Origin of the sequence: Paenibacillus sp. FSL P4-0338 (genome assembly GCF_038002365.1) — a bacterium.
In the GTDB taxonomy this organism is placed as follows: domain Bacteria; phylum Bacillota; class Bacilli; order Paenibacillales; family Paenibacillaceae; genus Paenibacillus_AQ.
In genome coordinates this window covers 5,000,251-5,016,869 of the sequence record NZ_JBBOCG010000001.1, presented here as the reverse complement: position 1 = coordinate 5,016,869, position 16,619 = coordinate 5,000,251, and the positions used below count along the sequence as shown (strand labels likewise).

Here is a 16,619-nt window from a genome sequence, read left to right as displayed (position 1 = left end):
AAGGAATGATTCATGCCAAGGATGTGCTTGCCAATCAATTGCTGGCCGGGGCCAACGATCCCAGCTGGCATCTTCCCTATATGCAGGCTGTGGAGGACGTGACCGAGGAGGAAGCGTTCTGGAAGCCCGGTGAAGGAGTCAACAGCATAGCTGAGCTTACCCAGCATTTGCTGTACTGGAATGAAGCCTGGCAGACACGGTACCGCGAGGGGCATATGGACGCTGTGCCTCCGGTTAAGGATAATAACCTCAGCTTCAGGCTTCCGGCAGATATTGCGTTCAGTGAGCTGCGCGGAAGGCTGCTGCAGGCGCTCTTGAACTGGCAGAGTCTGTTGTCTGAGGAAGGGCTGGAGGAGCAGGTGAACGGGTTCCCGGTACCGGCTGCATGGTGGGAGATCATTAGCAATGCGGCAACTCATAATGCCTATCATATCGGTCAAATGGTGTTGATCCGCAAGCTGTACGTCCCGTTCAGGCCACAAGCATAAGCACCGTCCAGGGCAGGTATTGGCTGTGCGTAGGGACCGCTAAGAGGCATGACCCAAGCAGACTGGCCGGGATTCTCTTGCCGGTCTCTTTGCTGTACAGAGAGGGCTGAAGCCTAGAGCTGCTTGTGCAGAATAGCTTAATCTGTAATGAAATGGAGCATGTGATATTCTTGAAATATAAGGATTTATACGTTGCACACGATAACTTATCCTTCTATTTCTCGCTGAAACGGTGCCGTCCCTAAAAGGATGGAAAAGTCGTTTTCACTTGGCATAGGGTCTACTGAAGGGAAAAGAGAGGGATTCATATCATGATTGAGAACATCATCAGAGGTCTGGAAGCAAGATATGCCTGCCGGCTGGAACGGCTGACAGGGGGATATACGAATCTTACCTATCTGATGGCGGGGGCGGAGCCGCCGCTTGTAGCCAAAATAACAAATCTGTCCAATGAAGACACTCTCAATGAGGTTCAGGTGATGCGGCTGGTGCAGGGAAGCTGTGATACCCCGGTGGTGCATGAGGTGGCGGAGATGGAGGGGATGCGCATCATCATCATGGACTGCATGCAGGGCGGGAACGCCCAATCCGTTCTGGATGCCAGGGACTGGACAAGAGCCGGGCGGATCTACAGCAGAATGGGGCAACTGCTGGCTGCCCAGATTCATTCCCGCCCTTATCAGCCGCAAGAGACAGAGATCCGGCTCAGCAACAGATCTGCACTGAGTCAGGTGATTCAAAAGCTGGAATTCATCCCCGCCGCTCTCGGCAGGCAGTCGCTTCACTTTCTGTCTGCGGCGGAGGCCGGGGAGCTTCCGTGGGTCCTGACCCATGGCGATTACGGAGTACATAATCTGCTCTGTGAAGGCGATGATCTGCTGCATGTGCTGGACTGGGAATGGGCGGAATGGGGCAGCCCGCTGAATGATGTAGCCTGGGTCTGCTGGTTCACGAAGCATCATTATCCCGTACAATCCGTGCTGCTTAACACGGCCTTCTTGCAGGGCTATCTGTCTGTTAACCCGCTGTCCTTCACGCCGCAACAGATGAAGGCGGCGAGTCTGTACAGGGTATGGAATATCCTGCACCGCCTGCAGATAGCGCCCAAGGAAGTGCAGCGTGAATGGGTCAGACGTCTGGAATGGACACTGGATGAGGACTTCGCAGAGCTGCATGGAATCAGTTGAGGAAGAGGCTTGTCCCGGCTTCCTGTACCCTGTATCCTGTAGCCTGGAGTGCCTTAGTCGGTCATTCCTCCGGCACCACGACCTGAATATGGCGCGGAATGGTGCTTAAGCGGATCGGCAGCTGCGGACCTTGCTCGCCATCCACATTCGTCTGTACTGGCTGAGTGGAGCGGACGGAGACCTCCTTGGCTGTGAAATAGATGACATCCTTATGATTCCGCAGATTGCCGAGCAGCAGGGAGATGCTGACCGTAACGGAATTCAGCAGGTGCAGGTCCTTGACGATGAAGCAATGGAGCAGGCCGTCATCTACAGCGGCAGCAGGAGCAAGCTTCTCGAAGCCGCCTACGGAATTCGTCAGTGCAGCAATGAACAGCGGGGAGGAGCCTTCCCAGATCTCCCCGTCGTGAGTAATCGTCAGGGGATGTGCAGTATTGCTGGCCAGCTCCTTAATGCCCTCTTTTAGATAAGCAAGGAACCCGAGCCGGCTCTTGTCTTCGGAGCTGACCGAGGAGAGGGAGCCTGCCAGAGAGCCTGCGGCTACCACATTGACGAACAGCCGGTCATTCAGCCGGCCCATATCGACTCTTCGGGTCCGTGGCGAAGCCAGGCTCTGGATTGCCTCTTCAGGAATAAGCGGAATCTGTAGCGCGCGGGCGAAATCATTGACGGTGCCCATCGGCACAATGCCAAGTGTGGGGCGGTGCTGCTGATCTGTAAGGCCGTTCATCGTCTCGTGGAGCGTCCCGTCTCCTCCAATGGCAACCACCAGATCATAGCACTCGGCGCATGCCTGGAGGCAGAAGGCGGTTGCATCTCCTTCCCCTGCGGTCTCCTGGACGGTAACCTGATACCCTGCGCCTTGCAGCACCTCTTCCGCTGCTCTGATATAATCCCGCGCCTCTGCCTTGCCGGACGACGGGTTCATGATGACCATGGCCTGCTGCATACTGCACTCCTTTCTCTTGTAACCGGATTAATATCCATTAACCAACTAAGTATAGCGTTTGAATCAAAAGCGCCAAAGGGCGCAGTGTCCCTTTGGCGCTGGGCCGGTATAAATCTGTCGCAGCAGGCAGCAGCTACCTTCCTTTGATCCGCCGTCCATAAGATTCGGCGTAGGCCGCGCTGCGGAACCTCAGAATCGGGTCATCCGAGAGGAGCATGCCGGTTGTAAGGATCGTAGGGTCCATGAGCAGATCTTTCGGATCGGGGCAGATCTCTGAAATATGCAGCCGCCCGAGATCGATTCTCCGGCGCTCTCCGGACCAGGCACGGGTAGGATCATCCGTAGCATCGCCTTCCTCTCCAAGAACAGCGACCAGTTGGAAGATGGCCGGCTCATCCTTGAAGCGCAGCTCCAGCTCATCCTCCAGATAGCGGTCCGGTTGCTGCGCTGCCTCTTCCAGCGTCAGTGTGCGCACGCCCGTCTCGGGAATCCACTCGAACCGGACAGGCCGCTGCCTGCCTTCTGCATTGACCAGCACATAAGCATGTATGCAGTAATAGTGGCATTCGGCGTAGCTGGCAGGCGGTTTCAGCCGCCGCACAGCGAGCAGGGCCTCCTTGCTCTCGCTGAAGTGGCTGACAATTTCCTTCATCAGCTCAATCGGTCCGAGTGTTCCGGTCCGCAGCCGGTGGGCCATATGTACAATATCGATGAAGGACTCCGGGGTCCGCGCAAAAAAGACAGGGACGGTCACTCCAACCAGATTCGTCACCTCGCCATCCGGCAGGATGAACTGGACAGCCATCCCCTTGGCAGGGGAGAGCAGATCCGCAAGTGCTGGATCGGTGGAACTGCCTGAGAAGCGGATAATGGTATTCACCTGCTGCTCCTGAAGGTGTTCCGCCTCCGTGAATTCCTTCCCCAGTCCGCTCGGCCGGAAGAAGCCGCGGCAGCAGACTCCCGCTGCATGGGCGCGGCGGTATCCGGGATGCACACCGGACAGGTTCTCGATCGCGTCTACAGCCTTGGCGGCAAGCCCTTCAGCCTCAGCTTGCTCCCCTGCCAGCAGTTGTCCGGCTAAGTCAGCTTTATTCTTGCCCTCATTCACGCTCGTATTCCTCCCGCATATCCATTGAAATGGAATTATCTACATCCTAATTCTTACCACACCGGCCATTCATCTAAACTGCTTCTCATAAACATCCACTTCGTTATTGTGGTTATCGGTCGCTCTTCTGACCGGGGCGAACCCGTTTCGGGTCCAGAAGGCCTCCCCGGCCTTGTTCTCCAGCTGAACGGCTAGTCTGACGGCGCTGAGGCCATGATTCCTGAACATTCGCTCCAGCTCATGTACGGCGGTTTTTCCGATCCCCTGCCGGCTGTATTGCCGGTGAATCACCAGCAGGCCGATCCACGGATAATGATCCGCGCTATAGTCAGGCAGGTAGGTGATCAGACCGGCAATCCGGTCATGGCTTCTGATGTATAGCATTTTCTCCCCCATGGTGAGGTTGTTGCGGTTCTCCTCCTCCAGCTCCAGAGGTTCCAGATACGCCTTATGCAGGACCATCTGGTTGAATTCAGGCTGAGAGTTCAGGATGGCGGCCTGAATATCCAGACTCTCCGGCGCTAACGGGTCCAGTACTGGTTCTAACCAAATCATATCATCACCCGCTTATAATTAGTTATAAATCTAATTAGATATTAATATAATAATATGATCTTATCAACTACCATGCGCAGGAATATGCTAAAATAAAGCAGACTTACCCAATACAACATGCATTAAGCAGAAATGGAGATTATTAATCAATGAATGAATTACCGAATTGCCCGCAATGTGGCTCTGTGTATACCTATGAGGATGGAGCGCTGCTGGTCTGCCCGGAGTGTGCACATGAGTGGTCTCTGGATGCAGCGGGCGCAAGTGGCGATGATGAGAAGGTAGTGAAGGATGCTAACGGCAATGTCCTGGCTGACGGAGACACCGTAACGGTGATTAAAGATCTCAAAGTCAAAGGCAGCTCGTCCGTTCTGAAGATAGGCACGAAGGTGAAGAATATCCGTCTGGTGGACGGCGACCATGATATCGATTGCAAAATCGACGGGTTCGGCGCAATGAAGCTGAAATCGGAGTTTGTGCGCAAGGCCTAGCAAGAAACAGCAAGAAGCGGGTGCGAAGAGATGGAAATAGGGCACTTATTTCTGGCGGAATGAAGTCATATGAAGAAGCAGTTGGAAAAAGTACACCTAATTCACCGAATCTTATAGACTCGGCTGCGTTTGGTCAGATTAAGTGCCTTTTTTCCAACTGTTACTCCTGAATGGGGCATTTGCTTAGGCAGCAAGTGTAGAAAATCCAACTGTTACCGGGGACCGCTGAATTCCCGCCCGCTCTCCCCGCTATAGAATCCGCCGTGCGGTAACAAACCGCTGCTTCCACTTGCTGCTGAAATCCTCCATATGTACACCCTGCTCCTTGGAGTAGGTATGCAGAATCCGGTTATTTCCGGCGTAGATGGCTACATGTCCGATGTCGAGGCCCCTGGCGGTGAAGAAGAGCAGATCTCCGGTGCGCAGCTCGTCCAGGCCAACCTTCCGGCCTTCCTGAGCCTGATCGTAAGAGACGCGGGGAAGCTCAATCCCAAGCGTATCCCCGAATACACGCTTCACAAAAGAAGAACAGTCGAACGTATTCGTCTGGTCAGGAGAAGCGCCAAATTCATAAGGGGTATTCAGATATTTCTTACCTGAAGCAATCAGGGCTTCCCCTTGCTTCTGCAGCAGGGAAGGGCTTCTGTAATCCGTGAATTTCGGCTTGGAAGATACATATCCTCTCATATGATCTGCGGTCCGCACCTCCAGCCAGAGGGCATCAACCTCACGGATGACATGGACCTTGCTTCCGGCGGGCAGCAGGCCCAGACTAGCCGCACTGCTCCCGGCATCCGGGGTGCTGCGCAGGTTGACCCCCCAGGTGACCGAGGTCTCATAGGCGGCTGCCGAGGAGATCAGAACAGAGCCCGAAGCCGGCTCCCAGCTCACCTCGCTGCCCAGGGCTTCACTGACGAAGCGCAGGGGAATCATACTGTAGCCTTGCGATAGTTGTCCCGGTACCGCCAGCTGGGTGGTCTTCCCGTTCAGCAGAGCTGTGGACGAGCCTAAGGTATAGGTAAGTGCAGTGCCGCCTTTGACGGCAGTTACGGTCTTGCTTGCATTGTTCCAGGAGAGCTCAGCCCCCTGGGCTTCGAACAAGCCGCGCATGGGGACCAGTACAGTCCCGCCGATATTTAGCGGCCGGGTCTCCGGCTGAAGCTGCTGCCCGTCAAGGTAGATGGAGATGGGCTGGGGTGAGGGTGCTGCATCTGCATGGGCATAACCGCCCACCGTAGCGGTCAGGGCCAGTCCTAGCAGAGACAGCAGCATAGTCGTTCTTGTTGTCATGGATTCATCACCTTTTGGATAGATTTAACTCTCTCCAGTTAGACGCGATTGGTGTGAATTGGTTTTGTGCCAATTGTTGGTAACGTATCGCAGACAATGCTGTAAGAGCCCTGCTTGACGTCCGCCAGGATGCAGATTATAATCTAACCAGTTAGTTATAAATAAGAATAGGGGGTAACAACCATAACCACAACAGGGAACAAACGCAGCGCCAAAATCTACGATGCCGCCCGGACCCGGGGCGTTATCCTGGATGCAGCCGAGGAGATCTTTGCCGAGTCCGGCTTCTCAGCGGCACGGATTGATGCCATTGCGAAGGCTTCCGGGTATAACAAAAGCCTGATCTACCAGTATTATGGCGACAAATTAGGGTTGTACACGGAAGTGGTCAAGCGGGCGGACCAGATTGGCGAACAGATCACCGGCTCGTTCATCAGCGAACTGCTGAAGGATGAGCAGCTACTGAAGGACCCGTCCGCATTCAAAAATTTCGTGGAATACTGGACCCGTCAGACGGTCTCCTTCCTGCTGGAGCACCGGAGTTACCTGAGAATCCTGTTCTGGGAAGCTGCAGAGGGCTGGAAGACCTGGAATCAGATTCCCTATCGTCCGGACGATGACCCTCAGATGCATGAAATTGCTCTGGCCGCCCAGAGGAACGGAATTCTCCGCCCGGATCTGGACCCGGCGCTCTTTCCGATGCTGATCATGAACATAATTGCAATGACACTGCAGTCGTCTTCAAGGTTTGAGCACTTGTTCGGCAGTCTGGACTCTCCGCAGGTTAGAGAGCAGACCACCCGGCAGATCGTGCAATTTATTATCCATGGCGTCATGGAGCCGTCTTTATTGTAAGGGCGGTTTTTTTAAAGATAAATATAAACAACTAGTTAGTTTTAAAAGTACAGATAGAGGAGGAGCAGAGATGGAGAACGCACCAAAGGGAACCAATCTAATCATGGCTATTCTAATTATCGGGACAATGGCGGGGCTATTGAATCAATCCTCGCTGAATACGGCACTGCCTAACATTATGGGTGAGTTCCAGTTGTCTGCGAGCACCGTGCAGTGGTTAACGACCGCATTTGCACTGGTGACGGGTATTGTTGTTCCGATTACAGCGTATCTTATTCAGCGCTTCACGACGAAGCAGGTATTCGTCTTTGCGATGGGCATGCTGAGCGCGGGTACGCTTCTGTGTGCGGTTTCCCCGAGCTTCGGCCTGCTGCTCACCGGAAGAATTGTGCAGGCGGTCGGAGTGGGCATTATGCTTCCCCTGGTCCAGACCCTGACGTTCATTCTCATCCCGGTAGCCAAGCGCGGGTTCACGATGGGGCTGATCGGGCTGGCGATTAACTTCGCTCCGGCGATCGGACCTGTGCTGAACGGCTGGCTCGTGGAGGATCATTCCTGGCGCTTGTTGTTCTATATTCTGGCTCCTTGCTCGCTGCTGCTTACGCTCCTGGGCGTGTTTCTGGTGAAGAACGTGACGCCACAGGTGAAAAGCAAGGTGGATGCAATCTCCATGACCTTATCCTCGCTCGGCTTCGGCGGTGTGTTGTACGGATTCAGTGTCTCCGGCAGCAAAGGTTGGGGAAGTACGGAGGTGCTGATCTCCCTCGCGGTCGGGTTCATCGCGCTCTGCCTGTTCGTGTGGAGGCAGTTGACGATGGAGAATCCGCTGCTGGAGCTGCGGGTGTTCACCAGTCCCTCGTTTACCCTGGCTACGGTAATCAGTATGATCCTGATGATTATCATGCTGAGCGCACAGCTCCTGCTGCCGCTCTATATGCAGACCATGCTTGGCTATTCCGCGCTGAAGTCGGGTCTGATGCTGCTTCCAGGTGCGATTCTGATCTGTATTATGTCCCCTATCGCGGGGAAGATTTTTGACAAAATAGGTGCCAGAACGATGGTAATCACCGGAATCAGCCTGACGGTCATCTCTGCACTGTTGTTCTCCAATCTGACGGAGCATACGTCCTATACGTTCCTGATGGTGGGCTACTCCCTGCGGATGATCGGTGTCAGCCTGACCCTGCTGCCTGTCGTCACCAGCGGAATGAATTCTCTGCCGCCTGCTCTGATCCGTCATGGTATTCCTGTGAACACTACACTGCGTACTGTCGCTGGTTCCATTGGGACGGCTCTGCTTGTTACTATAATGACCTACAGCGGCGGCGGCCTGAAGCAGACAGGCGATGTCCATAGCTTAATTCACGGGATGAATGTGGCTTCTATGGTTACGACAGGAGCCGCAGTGGTTGCACTGATCCTGTCCTTGCTCATCAAGCGAAAGGAGGCTCCTGCGCCTGCGGAGATTGCAGCGAAGGGCGTTGCTGTGAAATAACCGCTCATAGAATGCAGGGCAGCCCTTACCCTCAGCTCAAATAAAATACCTTCTGCTGCAAGAGATCGAGCGCCTGCTCGGTCTCTTTGCGTTCCTCAGCGCTCAGAGCCGCAATACGCTGCTCGAACCGGACAGCGATCTGTCCGAAAGCCTCATTCATCAACGACTCGCCTGCGGCGGAGAGCGTAATTCCCTGTCTGCGGCGGTCAGCGGGGTCGGTAATGCGGGTACATAGCCCTTTTTCGCTGAGTTTCTTCAGCTCTCTGCTGGTATTGGGCATTGACATGTTCATGCAGTCGCTGATCTCGCTGAGGGTAACAGGCTGGCTGACGGCGATGTATTCGACAATCTTATATTGCAGCGGCGTTAAGCCGTCTGAGTTCACATCTTTGGAAATATCGTTCGTTATTTGATGGACGGCGGCAGTGAAGGCTATAAATTTCTGAAATAGATGGTTGTTGTCCATAAGATCACCTCAGAGGTCACGATACCAGAATAATTATCAAAAAACAATTATCATTTGACAAGTAATTTACGGCTGTGCTATGTTTTGCTTATCAAATGACAACTAAAGGGGAATACCACTGATGAATACACTTGTGATCTACACCCATCCGAACCATAAGAGCCTGAGCTATGCCTTCCTGAAGGAAGTGCTGCGCGGCAGTAAGGAGAATGCCAAGATTACGGAAGTGAAGGTGCTTGATCTGTACGAGACCGGATTCGATCCGGTCCTGGTGTTCAATGAGAATCGGCGCAGACGGGATATGTACCGGGAACCGGAGCTTGCAGAGTACAGGGAGCAACTGCTGTGGGCCGATCAGATTGTGCTGGTCTATCCGATCTGGTGGGGACGCCCGCCAGCGATGCTGATGGGCTACATCGACAGGATGTTCGCATCGGGCTTCGCCTACCGGGATAAGGGCGGACTTTTGCCGGAGGGGCTGCTCAAGGGGAAGAGCGTGATCTGCATCTCAAGTATGAAGGGGCCGACCCACTACCCGCTGCTGTGGCTGGGGAACTCACATAAGATACTGATGCGCAAAGCCCTGTTCAACTTCGTGGGTATCCGTAAGGTGAAGTTTTTCGAGTTCGGTAATATGGAGAGCAAGAAGGGGAAGCAGAGCAAGAAGCTGGAGCAGATCTACCGCTATTTCAAGACAGTTGGCTGAGGCCGAAACATTTGGTTTGACATTCGGCTAACTTGTAACTACAATGGTTACATGATCAGTAATTACCGCTGTCAACGTGAGCTTTGATAGCCGGGATTGAAATACAACAACCCAAATGGAGGAATGAAGAATGAAGATCGCATTAACAGGAGCAACAGGCAAATTTGGTTCCATCGTAGCAGAGACTCTGTTGAAGACCGTACCCGCTGAGAATATTGTAGCCAGTGTCAGAAACCCGGAGAAGGCAGAAGCATTGAAGGCGCGCGGCGTCGATGTCCGTCATGGCGATTTCGATCAGCCGGAGACGCTGGATACCGCCTTTGCCGGAGTGGAGCGCCTGCTGATCGTCTCGGCTGACGGCGACAACGACACCCGTATCCGCCAGCATAAGACGGCTGTAGACGCCGCTGTCCGTGCAGGTATAGGCTTCATCGTCTACACCAGTGTAGGCGATGCCGAGAACAGTTCCCTGTTCCTTGCGCCGGTACACCGTGCCACAGAAGAGTTCATCCGCGAATCCGGCATTCCATATGCTTTCCTGCGCAACAACTGGTACTTGGAGAATGAAGTCGGCTCCATTCAGGCTGTGAAGGCCGGCGCTCCTTGGCTGACCTCAGCCGAAGACGGCAAGGTAGGCTGGGCTACACGCAGCGATTATGCTGAAGCGGCAGCGGCTGTCCTGGCCGGAGAGAGCCGTGAGAGTGTCATCTACGAATTGTCCGGTACTCCGCTTACCCAGGCAGAGCTGGCAGCAGTGGTCGGCGAGGTACTGGGCCAGGAGGTGGCCGTGCAGCAGGTGGATGACACCGCGTATGCGAAGATTATGGCAGGTGCAGGCGTGCCGGAAGCGGCGCTGCCGATCGTAGTTGCCATTCAGGCAGCCATCCGTGATGGCGCGCTGAATATCGAGAGCGGCGACCTTGCGAAGCTGCTGAACCGTCCGCTTACCCCGCTGAGTGAAGGTGTACGCGCGTTGCTGGCGTAACTCAATCTGCAAGCAGGTTATATTATTACAAGAGGCTGCCCGTTCCGGTATTTGATACCGGCGGGCGGCTTTTTTTTGCGGGATAGTGATCCAAACCTGAATCCCCTGCGTTTCAGTGTATGTACAGACAAACAGGCAACGTGAACAACACATATTACACCAATCTAAGGAGTGAAGTGAGATGAAGATGAAGAAATTAGTCGTTCCGATGTTAAGCTTGACCCTGATGATCCCTGCGCTGGCAGGTGCGGAGACAGCCCCGGCAGCCGCGATGATGAAGGCTTCGGTGAATACACCGGCTGCCGAGCTGAGAGCGGGCCTGGATTATTTGCTCTCCGAGCATTTCACCCTTGCCGTAACCGCAATGACGAAGGCCTATGACGGTACCAAGGATGCGGCAGCGGCCTACCAGGCGCTTGATCAGAACGCGCTCGATATGCAGCCCGCCATTGCTTCACTGTACGGCGATGCAGGCGCGGCAGAATTTGAACGGATTTTCCGTGCACATAACAAGTACACCGACGATCTGGTGAAGGCGACGAAGAACAAGGACACCGCAGCCGTCAAAGCTGCAGAAGATAAAGTAAGCGGCTTTGTAGATGAGTTCGGGAATTTCCTCGGCACGGCAACAGAGGGCAAGCTTCCGGCAGCGGCCGCGAAGCAGGTTATCCGAAGTCATGAGAACCATGTCCAAGAAGTGTTCGAGGATTATGCAGCCGGTGATTACAAAGGCGCGTATGAAGCTTACCGTAAGGGTTATGCAGAGATGTTCGGCATCAGCAAGGCCTTGTCCAGTGCGATTACTATGCAAATGCCTGCTAAATTCGAGAATACCAAGGCAGATACCAAGGCTGCTGATCTGAGATCCGCACTCAACCAGTTAGCGGGTGAACACTTCGCCTTGTCCGTCCTGCAAATGCAGGAGCAATATGACGGAAGAGCCGCTTCCAATGCACTCATCGGAGCCGAAGCCATGAATACGGCAGACTTCAAAGCAGCGATTGCTTCCATTTATGGCGCAGAAGGGGCAGCGGCTTTTGAGAAGATCTGGGTTACGAATCATGTGAATGCCCAGGCTGATTTTGTAACGGCAGTGAAGAACAATGATGCAGCGGCAAAAGCAGCAGTAGAAGCGCGTATTGCTGGCTTCACCACTGAATTCGCAGCATTCCTTGATTCGGCTACAGCAGGCAACCTGCCGAAGTCAGCGGGGCAATCCGCATTGACCACTCACGAGAATCAGGTGCAGCAGGTGCTTACGCAGTATGCAGCGGGCAACTATGACGCTTCTTACAAGACGAACCGTGAGGGCTACAAGACGATGTTCGGAGTAGGCCAAGCGCTAGGGAATGCGATTGTTACGCAGTTCAATGACAAGTTCCAGGATGCAGCAGCACCCGCACCTGCAACACCAGCAGATCCTGCTTCCATGACGAAAGTCTGGATGAAGGTGGGCAGCGGCGTCCTGAACATTAACGGACAAGTCACTCAAATGGATACCAAGCCGTTCATCTGGAGCGGAATGACCTACATCCCGCTTCGTTACCTGAGTGAAGGCATCGGAGCGGATGTGAAATGGGACAAACAAGCTCAGCAGGTTACCATTAAGGCAGGCAACGACACACTGGTGTTCTGGATGAACAAAGACTTCATGGAAGTCAACGGCATGAGAAAATCCGTCGGTGCCAAAGTCTTTGTGAACGACGACAACAGAACGGTTGTCCCGCTCCGCTTCATTACAGAGCTTCTTGGCTGGAATGTACAATGGGGCACAGCCGACCGGTCCATCACATTGACTAAGAGCATGTAAGCTAAGGTATTCCAAGCTCACTTTTCACAGTAGACAGTCCCACAAGCGGCTCACTTTAACTAGTGCCGCTTGTGGTTTTTGTTGTGGGGAGGATGCCACAAATTGTTGGTTCCCTGCTCGGCCGTTTGCAAGCGGAACCTAACTTTTACATTGACAACCTGTCCCATCACCTATATATTTAGCGATAATGATTCTCATTATCGTATAAAGTTGCATGAAACCACAAAATACATATTCAGATAAGGAAGGGTCCACACATGAACAGCACCAAAAAGTTCTCTTTCAAGACATTATTCATTCCATTAGCACTAACTCTAGTGCTGGCAGGCTGTTCCTCCAATCAGCCGAATTCAGCCGCATCTCCTTCTCCGGCACCGGCGGCTGCTTCAACCAGCGAAGCGGCAAGCACAGAAGCACCAGCGGCGCAGGATGCTGTGACATATCCGATCACCATCAAGCATGCGCTTGGTGAAACTGTAATTAAGAGCAAGCCGGAACGCGTAGTTACTGTGCAATGGGCTAACCAAGATGTGGTTCTGGCCCTGGGCGTTGTCCCTGTAGGCTTCTCGGCTGCGAACTTCGGTGTGCAGGATGGCAGCGGGCTGCTGCCTTGGACCGCAGATAAGCTCAAAGAGCTGAATGTAACGGATCCGAATGTGTTCCAGGATACTGATGGTCTTGATTTCGAGGCGATCTCTGACGCCAACCCGGATGTTATTCTTGCCGCGTACTCCGGCCTAACGAAAGAAGATTATGAGACACTGAGCAAGATCGCTCCAGTGGTAGCCTACCCTACAGCTGCTTGGGCTACGACATGGCGTGAGCAGGTGCTACTGAACGCAGAAGGCATGGGTATGAAACCTGAAGGCGAGCAGCTCATCAAGGATACTGAAGCCTTAGTTAACGACAAGCTGAGCAAATATCCGCAGATTGCCGGCAAAAAAGTAGTCTGGGTCAATTTCTCCGCTGAGGATTTGTCGAAACTGCATATTTATACACCAGTAGACTCCCGGGTCGCATTCCTGTATGAGCTGGGGATGACATATCCCGAGAGCATTACCAAACAGATTACAGACCCTACCAGCTACTCGCTCAGCTTAAGCTCCGAGAATGTGGAAGCCCTGTATGATGCAGATCTGATCGTAGGTTATGGCAATGACGAATTGCTTAAGACGCTTCAGGCAGATTCACTGATCGGCAAAATCCCGGCCATTGAACGGGGATCGGTAGCTTTTATCGACAGTGATACTCCGCTGGTTGCTGCCGGAACACCGAACCCGCTGTCCATTGCGTATACGATTGATGAATACCTTGCCTTAATTGGGGGAGCTATTGATAAAATAAAATGATGAGTTCACCGGTTTCGGGCGATAACAAGCTAAAATTGCATATGCCGAAGAATTTCATCCTGGTGCTGGTGAGCTGCATGGTCCTGCTGGTCCTGTGCATCATTGCCTCACTGGTACTGGGAGCCCGTCATGTAGGCTGGAATGAGCTGATGGATGGGCTATTCCGTCCAGAGGTGGACAGCTATGGGGCAAACGTGGTGCGCAAGCGGATTTCCCGGACGTTGTTCAGCCTGATGTGCGGCGGGGCGCTTGGTGTATCGGGAGCCTTGATGCAGGCGGTGACCCGCAACCCGATTGCCGATCCCAGCATCCTCGGGGTGAATACGGGGGCCTCTTTGTTCGTGGTCTGCGGAATTGCATTCCTGAACATAAGCACTGCGGGCCAATATATATGGTTAGCCTTAGCCGGAGCTGCAATTACAGCGGTATTCGTATTCGGAATCGGCTCGATGGGGCGTGGCGGAGCCACGCCCATTAAGCTCGTTCTGGCGGGTGCTGCGATCAGCGCGGCTCTGTCCTCTCTGGTTACCGCCATCATGATTCCGCGCGCTTACGTCATGGACCAGTTCCGGTTCTGGCAGGTGGGCAGCGTGGGTGCGGGGACCTGGAGCGGCATTACTACCTTCCTTCCGTTCCTGCTGATCGGCATACTGATTGCCTTCATTACAGCTCCGGCCCTGAATGCGCTGGCCCTGGGCGATGATGTGGCGACCGGCCTCGGGGTCCGCACAGGGACACTGCGGCTTACCGCCGCGCTGGCCGGGGTATTATTATGCGGAGCAGTGACAGCATTGGCTGGACCTATCGGGTTCATCGGCCTCTTGTCCACTCACGTAATCCGTCTGATCCTCGGCTCGGACCTGCGGTTCGTAATCCCGATGTCAGCGGTCACCGGGGCTATTATCCTCACGGTCTCCGATGTAGGCGGCCGGCTGATTGGCAGCCCCGGAGAACTTGAAGTCGGTGTGGTCACAGCCTTTGTAGGGGCACCGATCCTAATTCTATTAGCGATGAAGTCGAAAGTGCGATCCTTATGAGAAATGAAACGATTGAATTCATTATGGCGGGCAGACGTCAAAGACACCGCCGGGGCCTGATTGTAACCAGCCTGCTTGCAGTACTTGCCTGTGTACTGTGCTGCGCGATGCTTCTACTCGGGAATACCATCTATCCGGCCTCTGAGGTCATCCGCGCACTCTCTGGCGAAGAACTCCAGGGTGTCTCGTTCGCCGTGAATATTATCCGGCTGCCGCGGATGCTGGCGGGTCTTTTTGCCGGATTCGCCTTCGGTATGGCCGGGTACACCTTCCAGACGATGCTGCGCAACCCGCTGGCGAACCCGAATGTCATTGGCATTACTTCCGGATCAAGTGCGGCGGCGGTATACTGCATCGTGATCCTGCAAGCCAGCGGAGCTGTAGTCTCTGTTGCTTCGGTAATCGCTGGCCTTGCCACTGTGCTGCTGATCTACGTGCTCTCCAGGGGAAGAACCTTCTCTATCGGGCGGTTAATTCTGATCGGGATCGGCCTTCAGGCGATGCTGGATGCCGTGATCTCCTACCTGCTGCTGATCGGCTCCGAGAAGGACATCCCTTCAGCGGTCCGCTGGCTGACCGGCAGTCTCAATGGCTCACAGATGCGCGAGCTTCCGCCGCTGGTGATCATCGTGCTGATCTGTTCGCCAATCATCATCCTGCTGGGCAAGCATCTGAGTATTCTGGAGCTGGGGGAGCAGTCGGCTACCTCGCTTGGAGTCCGCACAGACCGGACCCGAATCGCACTGATTGTCAGCTCTGTCTGCATGGTGGCGATTGCTACGGCTACTACCGGACCTATTGCGTTTGTCTCCTTCCTGTCAGGGCCGATTGCCAAAAGACTGGTGGGTACAGGCGCCTCCAGCATCATCCCCGCAGGTCTGGTCGGCGTGAATCTGGTCCTGGCGTCCGATCTGATTGGACAATTTGCATTTGAGTACAGATTCCCTGTAGGCATCATTACCGGATTACTCGGAGCACCTTATCTGATCTTCCTGTTAATCCGCATGAATCGAAAGGGAGAGTTATAATGAACAAGGCACATGTGTTTGGAGCTGAGCAGTTGATGGCGGGCTATGAGAATAAGACGATTATTCATGGGATAGACCTGGTGATCCCGGATCATCAGATCAGTGTGATTATCGGCTCCAACGGCTGCGGGAAATCCACCCTGCTCAAAACCATGGCTAGGCTGATCAAGCATACCGCAGGCCAGGTGACGCTGGACGGCAAGCCGATCTCGCAGATTCCAGCCAAAGCGCTGGCCCGGGTGATCGGACTGCTGCCGCAATCCCCGATTGTGCCGGAAGGGATATCGGTTGCCGACCTGGTGGGACGCGGCAGATTTCCGCACCAGTCGCTGCTGGGCGGCTGGTCCAGGAAGGATTACGAGGCTGTGGCCGAAGCGATGGAGATTATGAATATTACCGAATTCGCTAACCGTAATATTGATGAGCTGTCCGGCGGCCAGCAGCAGCGGGTCTGGATTGCAATGGCCCTGGCCCAGCAGACCGATATCCTGTTCCTGGATGAGCCGACCACCTTCCTGGATATCACCTATCAGGTGGAGATCCTGGACCTGCTCACCGATCTGAACCGCAAGCACGGAACCACCATTGTCATGGTGCTGCATGATATTAACCTGTCCGCCCGGTATGCCGACCATATCTTTGCGCTGCATTCCGGCAGGCTGGTTGCGGAGGGCTCACCCGCAGAGGTCATCACAAGCGGGCGGGTCAAAGAGATCTTCGGGCTGGACTCTACAGTCATTCCTGACCCGGTCTCCGGTTCCCCGCTGGTCGTGCCTAGAGGGCGGTATCATAACAACTAAGTTTATATAAGGCTGTCCGA

At 54.2% G+C, this 16,619-nt stretch carries 17 protein-coding genes; 12 read left to right on the top strand and 5 right to left on the bottom strand.

Translation table 11 applies throughout. From position 1 onward, the window contains the following. The first annotated feature begins 5 nt into the window (after positions 1–5). Positions 6–488 (top strand): DinB family protein, encoded by a 483-nt coding sequence (locus tag MKZ07_RS22020; protein ID WP_036691839.1) that lies wholly within the window; start codon positions 6–8, stop codon positions 486–488. 311 nt (positions 489–799) lie between these two features. Further along, positions 800–1,675 carry a phosphotransferase family protein gene (locus MKZ07_RS22015; protein WP_036691842.1) on the top strand — a complete coding sequence of 292 codons (876 nt, stop codon included), beginning with the start codon at positions 800–802 and terminating at the stop codon, positions 1,673–1,675. Positions 1,676–1,736: 61 nt separating this feature from the next. Here MKZ07_RS22015 and MKZ07_RS22010 read toward each other — a convergent pair whose 3' ends face one another. The 3 genes from MKZ07_RS22010 to MKZ07_RS22000 all read right to left on the bottom strand — a co-directional run bounded on the left by MKZ07_RS22010 (position 1,737) and on the right by MKZ07_RS22000 (position 4,287). After that, positions 1,737–2,624, bottom strand: a complete 888-nt coding sequence (locus MKZ07_RS22010) for a diacylglycerol/lipid kinase family protein (protein WP_076156465.1) — start codon at positions 2,622–2,624, stop codon at positions 1,737–1,739. A gap of 133 nt (positions 2,625–2,757) precedes the next feature. Then, positions 2,758–3,732, bottom strand: a complete 975-nt coding sequence (locus tag MKZ07_RS22005) for a catalase family peroxidase (RefSeq protein WP_341027527.1) — start codon at positions 3,730–3,732, stop codon at positions 2,758–2,760. 69 nt (positions 3,733–3,801) lie between these two features. Further along, positions 3,802–4,287: a GNAT family N-acetyltransferase gene (locus tag MKZ07_RS22000; protein WP_036691845.1), complete on the bottom strand. Its 486-nt coding sequence runs from the start codon at positions 4,285–4,287 to the stop codon at positions 3,802–3,804. A gap of 149 nt (positions 4,288–4,436) precedes the next feature. Between MKZ07_RS22000 and MKZ07_RS21995 the strand changes: the two genes are divergently transcribed. Then, entirely contained in the window at positions 4,437–4,778 is a 342-nt protein-coding gene (locus MKZ07_RS21995; protein ID WP_036691846.1) for a zinc ribbon domain-containing protein YjdM, read from the top strand. Positions 4,779–5,027: 249 nt separating this feature from the next. On the opposite strand, the gene MKZ07_RS21990 is transcribed toward MKZ07_RS21995, so the two are convergent. Next, positions 5,028–6,068 carry a C40 family peptidase gene (locus tag MKZ07_RS21990; RefSeq protein ID WP_341027525.1) on the bottom strand — a complete coding sequence of 347 codons (1,041 nt, stop codon included), beginning with the start codon at positions 6,066–6,068 and terminating at the stop codon, positions 5,028–5,030. Positions 6,069–6,251: 183 nt separating this feature from the next. On the opposite strand from MKZ07_RS21990, the gene MKZ07_RS21985 reads away from it, so the two are divergent. Together MKZ07_RS21985 and MKZ07_RS21980 are read left to right on the top strand one after the other, a co-directional pair. After that, the gene (locus MKZ07_RS21985) at positions 6,252–6,923 is read left to right on the top strand and encodes a TetR family transcriptional regulator (protein WP_084648825.1); all 672 of its coding nucleotides are present in this window, start codon (positions 6,252–6,254) and stop codon (positions 6,921–6,923) included. Positions 6,924–6,993: 70 nt separating this feature from the next. Continuing rightward, positions 6,994–8,418, top strand: a complete 1,425-nt coding sequence (locus MKZ07_RS21980; RefSeq protein WP_036691852.1) for a DHA2 family efflux MFS transporter permease subunit — start codon at positions 6,994–6,996, stop codon at positions 8,416–8,418. Between the two features lie 31 nt (positions 8,419–8,449). Here the strand turns inward: MKZ07_RS21980 and MKZ07_RS21975 are convergent, their stop codons facing one another. Beyond that, positions 8,450–8,884 carry a MarR family winged helix-turn-helix transcriptional regulator gene (locus MKZ07_RS21975; protein WP_036691854.1) on the bottom strand — a complete coding sequence of 145 codons (435 nt, stop codon included), beginning with the start codon at positions 8,882–8,884 and terminating at the stop codon, positions 8,450–8,452. A gap of 121 nt (positions 8,885–9,005) precedes the next feature. Between MKZ07_RS21975 and MKZ07_RS21970 the strand changes: the two genes are divergently transcribed. The 7 genes from MKZ07_RS21970 (at position 9,006) to MKZ07_RS21940 (ending at position 16,599) form a co-directional block, all read left to right on the top strand. Further along, a complete protein-coding gene (locus MKZ07_RS21970) occupies positions 9,006–9,590 on the top strand; it encodes an NAD(P)H-dependent oxidoreductase (RefSeq protein WP_036691856.1) in 585 nt (194 codons plus the stop codon). Between the two features lie 130 nt (positions 9,591–9,720). After that, the gene (locus MKZ07_RS21965; RefSeq protein WP_341027522.1) at positions 9,721–10,575 is read left to right on the top strand and encodes an SDR family oxidoreductase; all 855 of its coding nucleotides are present in this window, start codon (positions 9,721–9,723) and stop codon (positions 10,573–10,575) included. 181 nt (positions 10,576–10,756) lie between these two features. After that, positions 10,757–12,385 (top strand): copper amine oxidase N-terminal domain-containing protein, encoded by a 1,629-nt coding sequence (locus MKZ07_RS21960; RefSeq protein WP_341027520.1) that lies wholly within the window; start codon positions 10,757–10,759, stop codon positions 12,383–12,385. 257 nt (positions 12,386–12,642) lie between these two features. After that, positions 12,643–13,734 (top strand): iron-siderophore ABC transporter substrate-binding protein, encoded by a 1,092-nt coding sequence (locus tag MKZ07_RS21955; RefSeq protein ID WP_341027518.1) that lies wholly within the window; start codon positions 12,643–12,645, stop codon positions 13,732–13,734. Continuing rightward, positions 13,731–14,771 carry a FecCD family ABC transporter permease gene (locus MKZ07_RS21950; RefSeq protein ID WP_341027516.1) on the top strand — a complete coding sequence of 347 codons (1,041 nt, stop codon included), beginning with the start codon at positions 13,731–13,733 and terminating at the stop codon, positions 14,769–14,771. Before MKZ07_RS21955 ends, MKZ07_RS21950 begins: the two co-directional genes overlap by 4 nt. After that, complete coding sequence (locus MKZ07_RS21945; RefSeq protein WP_036691869.1) at positions 14,768–15,799, top strand: FecCD family ABC transporter permease; 1,032 nt, start codon at positions 14,768–14,770, stop codon at positions 15,797–15,799. The genes MKZ07_RS21950 and MKZ07_RS21945 overlap by 4 nt, the downstream gene beginning before the upstream one ends. Then, positions 15,799–16,599 carry an ABC transporter ATP-binding protein gene (locus MKZ07_RS21940; protein WP_341027513.1) on the top strand — a complete coding sequence of 267 codons (801 nt, stop codon included), beginning with the start codon at positions 15,799–15,801 and terminating at the stop codon, positions 16,597–16,599. Before MKZ07_RS21945 ends, MKZ07_RS21940 begins: the two co-directional genes overlap by 1 nt. Positions 16,600–16,619 lie beyond the last annotated feature (20 nt).

Bases quoted from the DNA above. Each gene is read 5' to 3' on its own strand.
- MKZ07_RS21990 (WP_341027525.1), bottom strand. From the start codon at position 6,068: ATGACAACAAGAACGACTATGCTGCTGTCTCTGCTAGGACTGGCCCTG.
- MKZ07_RS21955 (WP_341027518.1), top strand. From the start codon at position 12,643: ATGAACAGCACCAAAAAGTTCTCTTTCAAGACATTATTCATTCCATTA.
- MKZ07_RS22010 (WP_076156465.1), bottom strand. From the start codon at position 2,624: ATGCAGCAGGCCATGGTCATCATGAACCCGTCGTCCGGCAAGGCAGAG.
- MKZ07_RS21940 (WP_341027513.1), top strand. From the start codon at position 15,799: ATGAACAAGGCACATGTGTTTGGAGCTGAGCAGTTGATGGCGGGCTAT.
- MKZ07_RS21960 (WP_341027520.1), top strand. From the start codon at position 10,757: ATGAAGATGAAGAAATTAGTCGTTCCGATGTTAAGCTTGACCCTGATG.
- MKZ07_RS21980 (WP_036691852.1), top strand. From the start codon at position 6,994: ATGGAGAACGCACCAAAGGGAACCAATCTAATCATGGCTATTCTAATT.
- MKZ07_RS21965 (WP_341027522.1), top strand. From the start codon at position 9,721: ATGAAGATCGCATTAACAGGAGCAACAGGCAAATTTGGTTCCATCGTA.
- MKZ07_RS21975 (WP_036691854.1), bottom strand. From the start codon at position 8,884: ATGGACAACAACCATCTATTTCAGAAATTTATAGCCTTCACTGCCGCC.
- MKZ07_RS21995 (WP_036691846.1), top strand. From the start codon at position 4,437: ATGAATGAATTACCGAATTGCCCGCAATGTGGCTCTGTGTATACCTAT.
- MKZ07_RS21945 (WP_036691869.1), top strand. From the start codon at position 14,768: ATGAGAAATGAAACGATTGAATTCATTATGGCGGGCAGACGTCAAAGA.
- MKZ07_RS22020 (WP_036691839.1), top strand. From the start codon at position 6: ATGATTCATGCCAAGGATGTGCTTGCCAATCAATTGCTGGCCGGGGCC.
- MKZ07_RS22015 (WP_036691842.1), top strand. From the start codon at position 800: ATGATTGAGAACATCATCAGAGGTCTGGAAGCAAGATATGCCTGCCGG.
- MKZ07_RS21950 (WP_341027516.1), top strand. From the start codon at position 13,731: ATGATGAGTTCACCGGTTTCGGGCGATAACAAGCTAAAATTGCATATG.
- MKZ07_RS21970 (WP_036691856.1), top strand. From the start codon at position 9,006: ATGAATACACTTGTGATCTACACCCATCCGAACCATAAGAGCCTGAGC.
- MKZ07_RS22000 (WP_036691845.1), bottom strand. From the start codon at position 4,287: ATGATTTGGTTAGAACCAGTACTGGACCCGTTAGCGCCGGAGAGTCTG.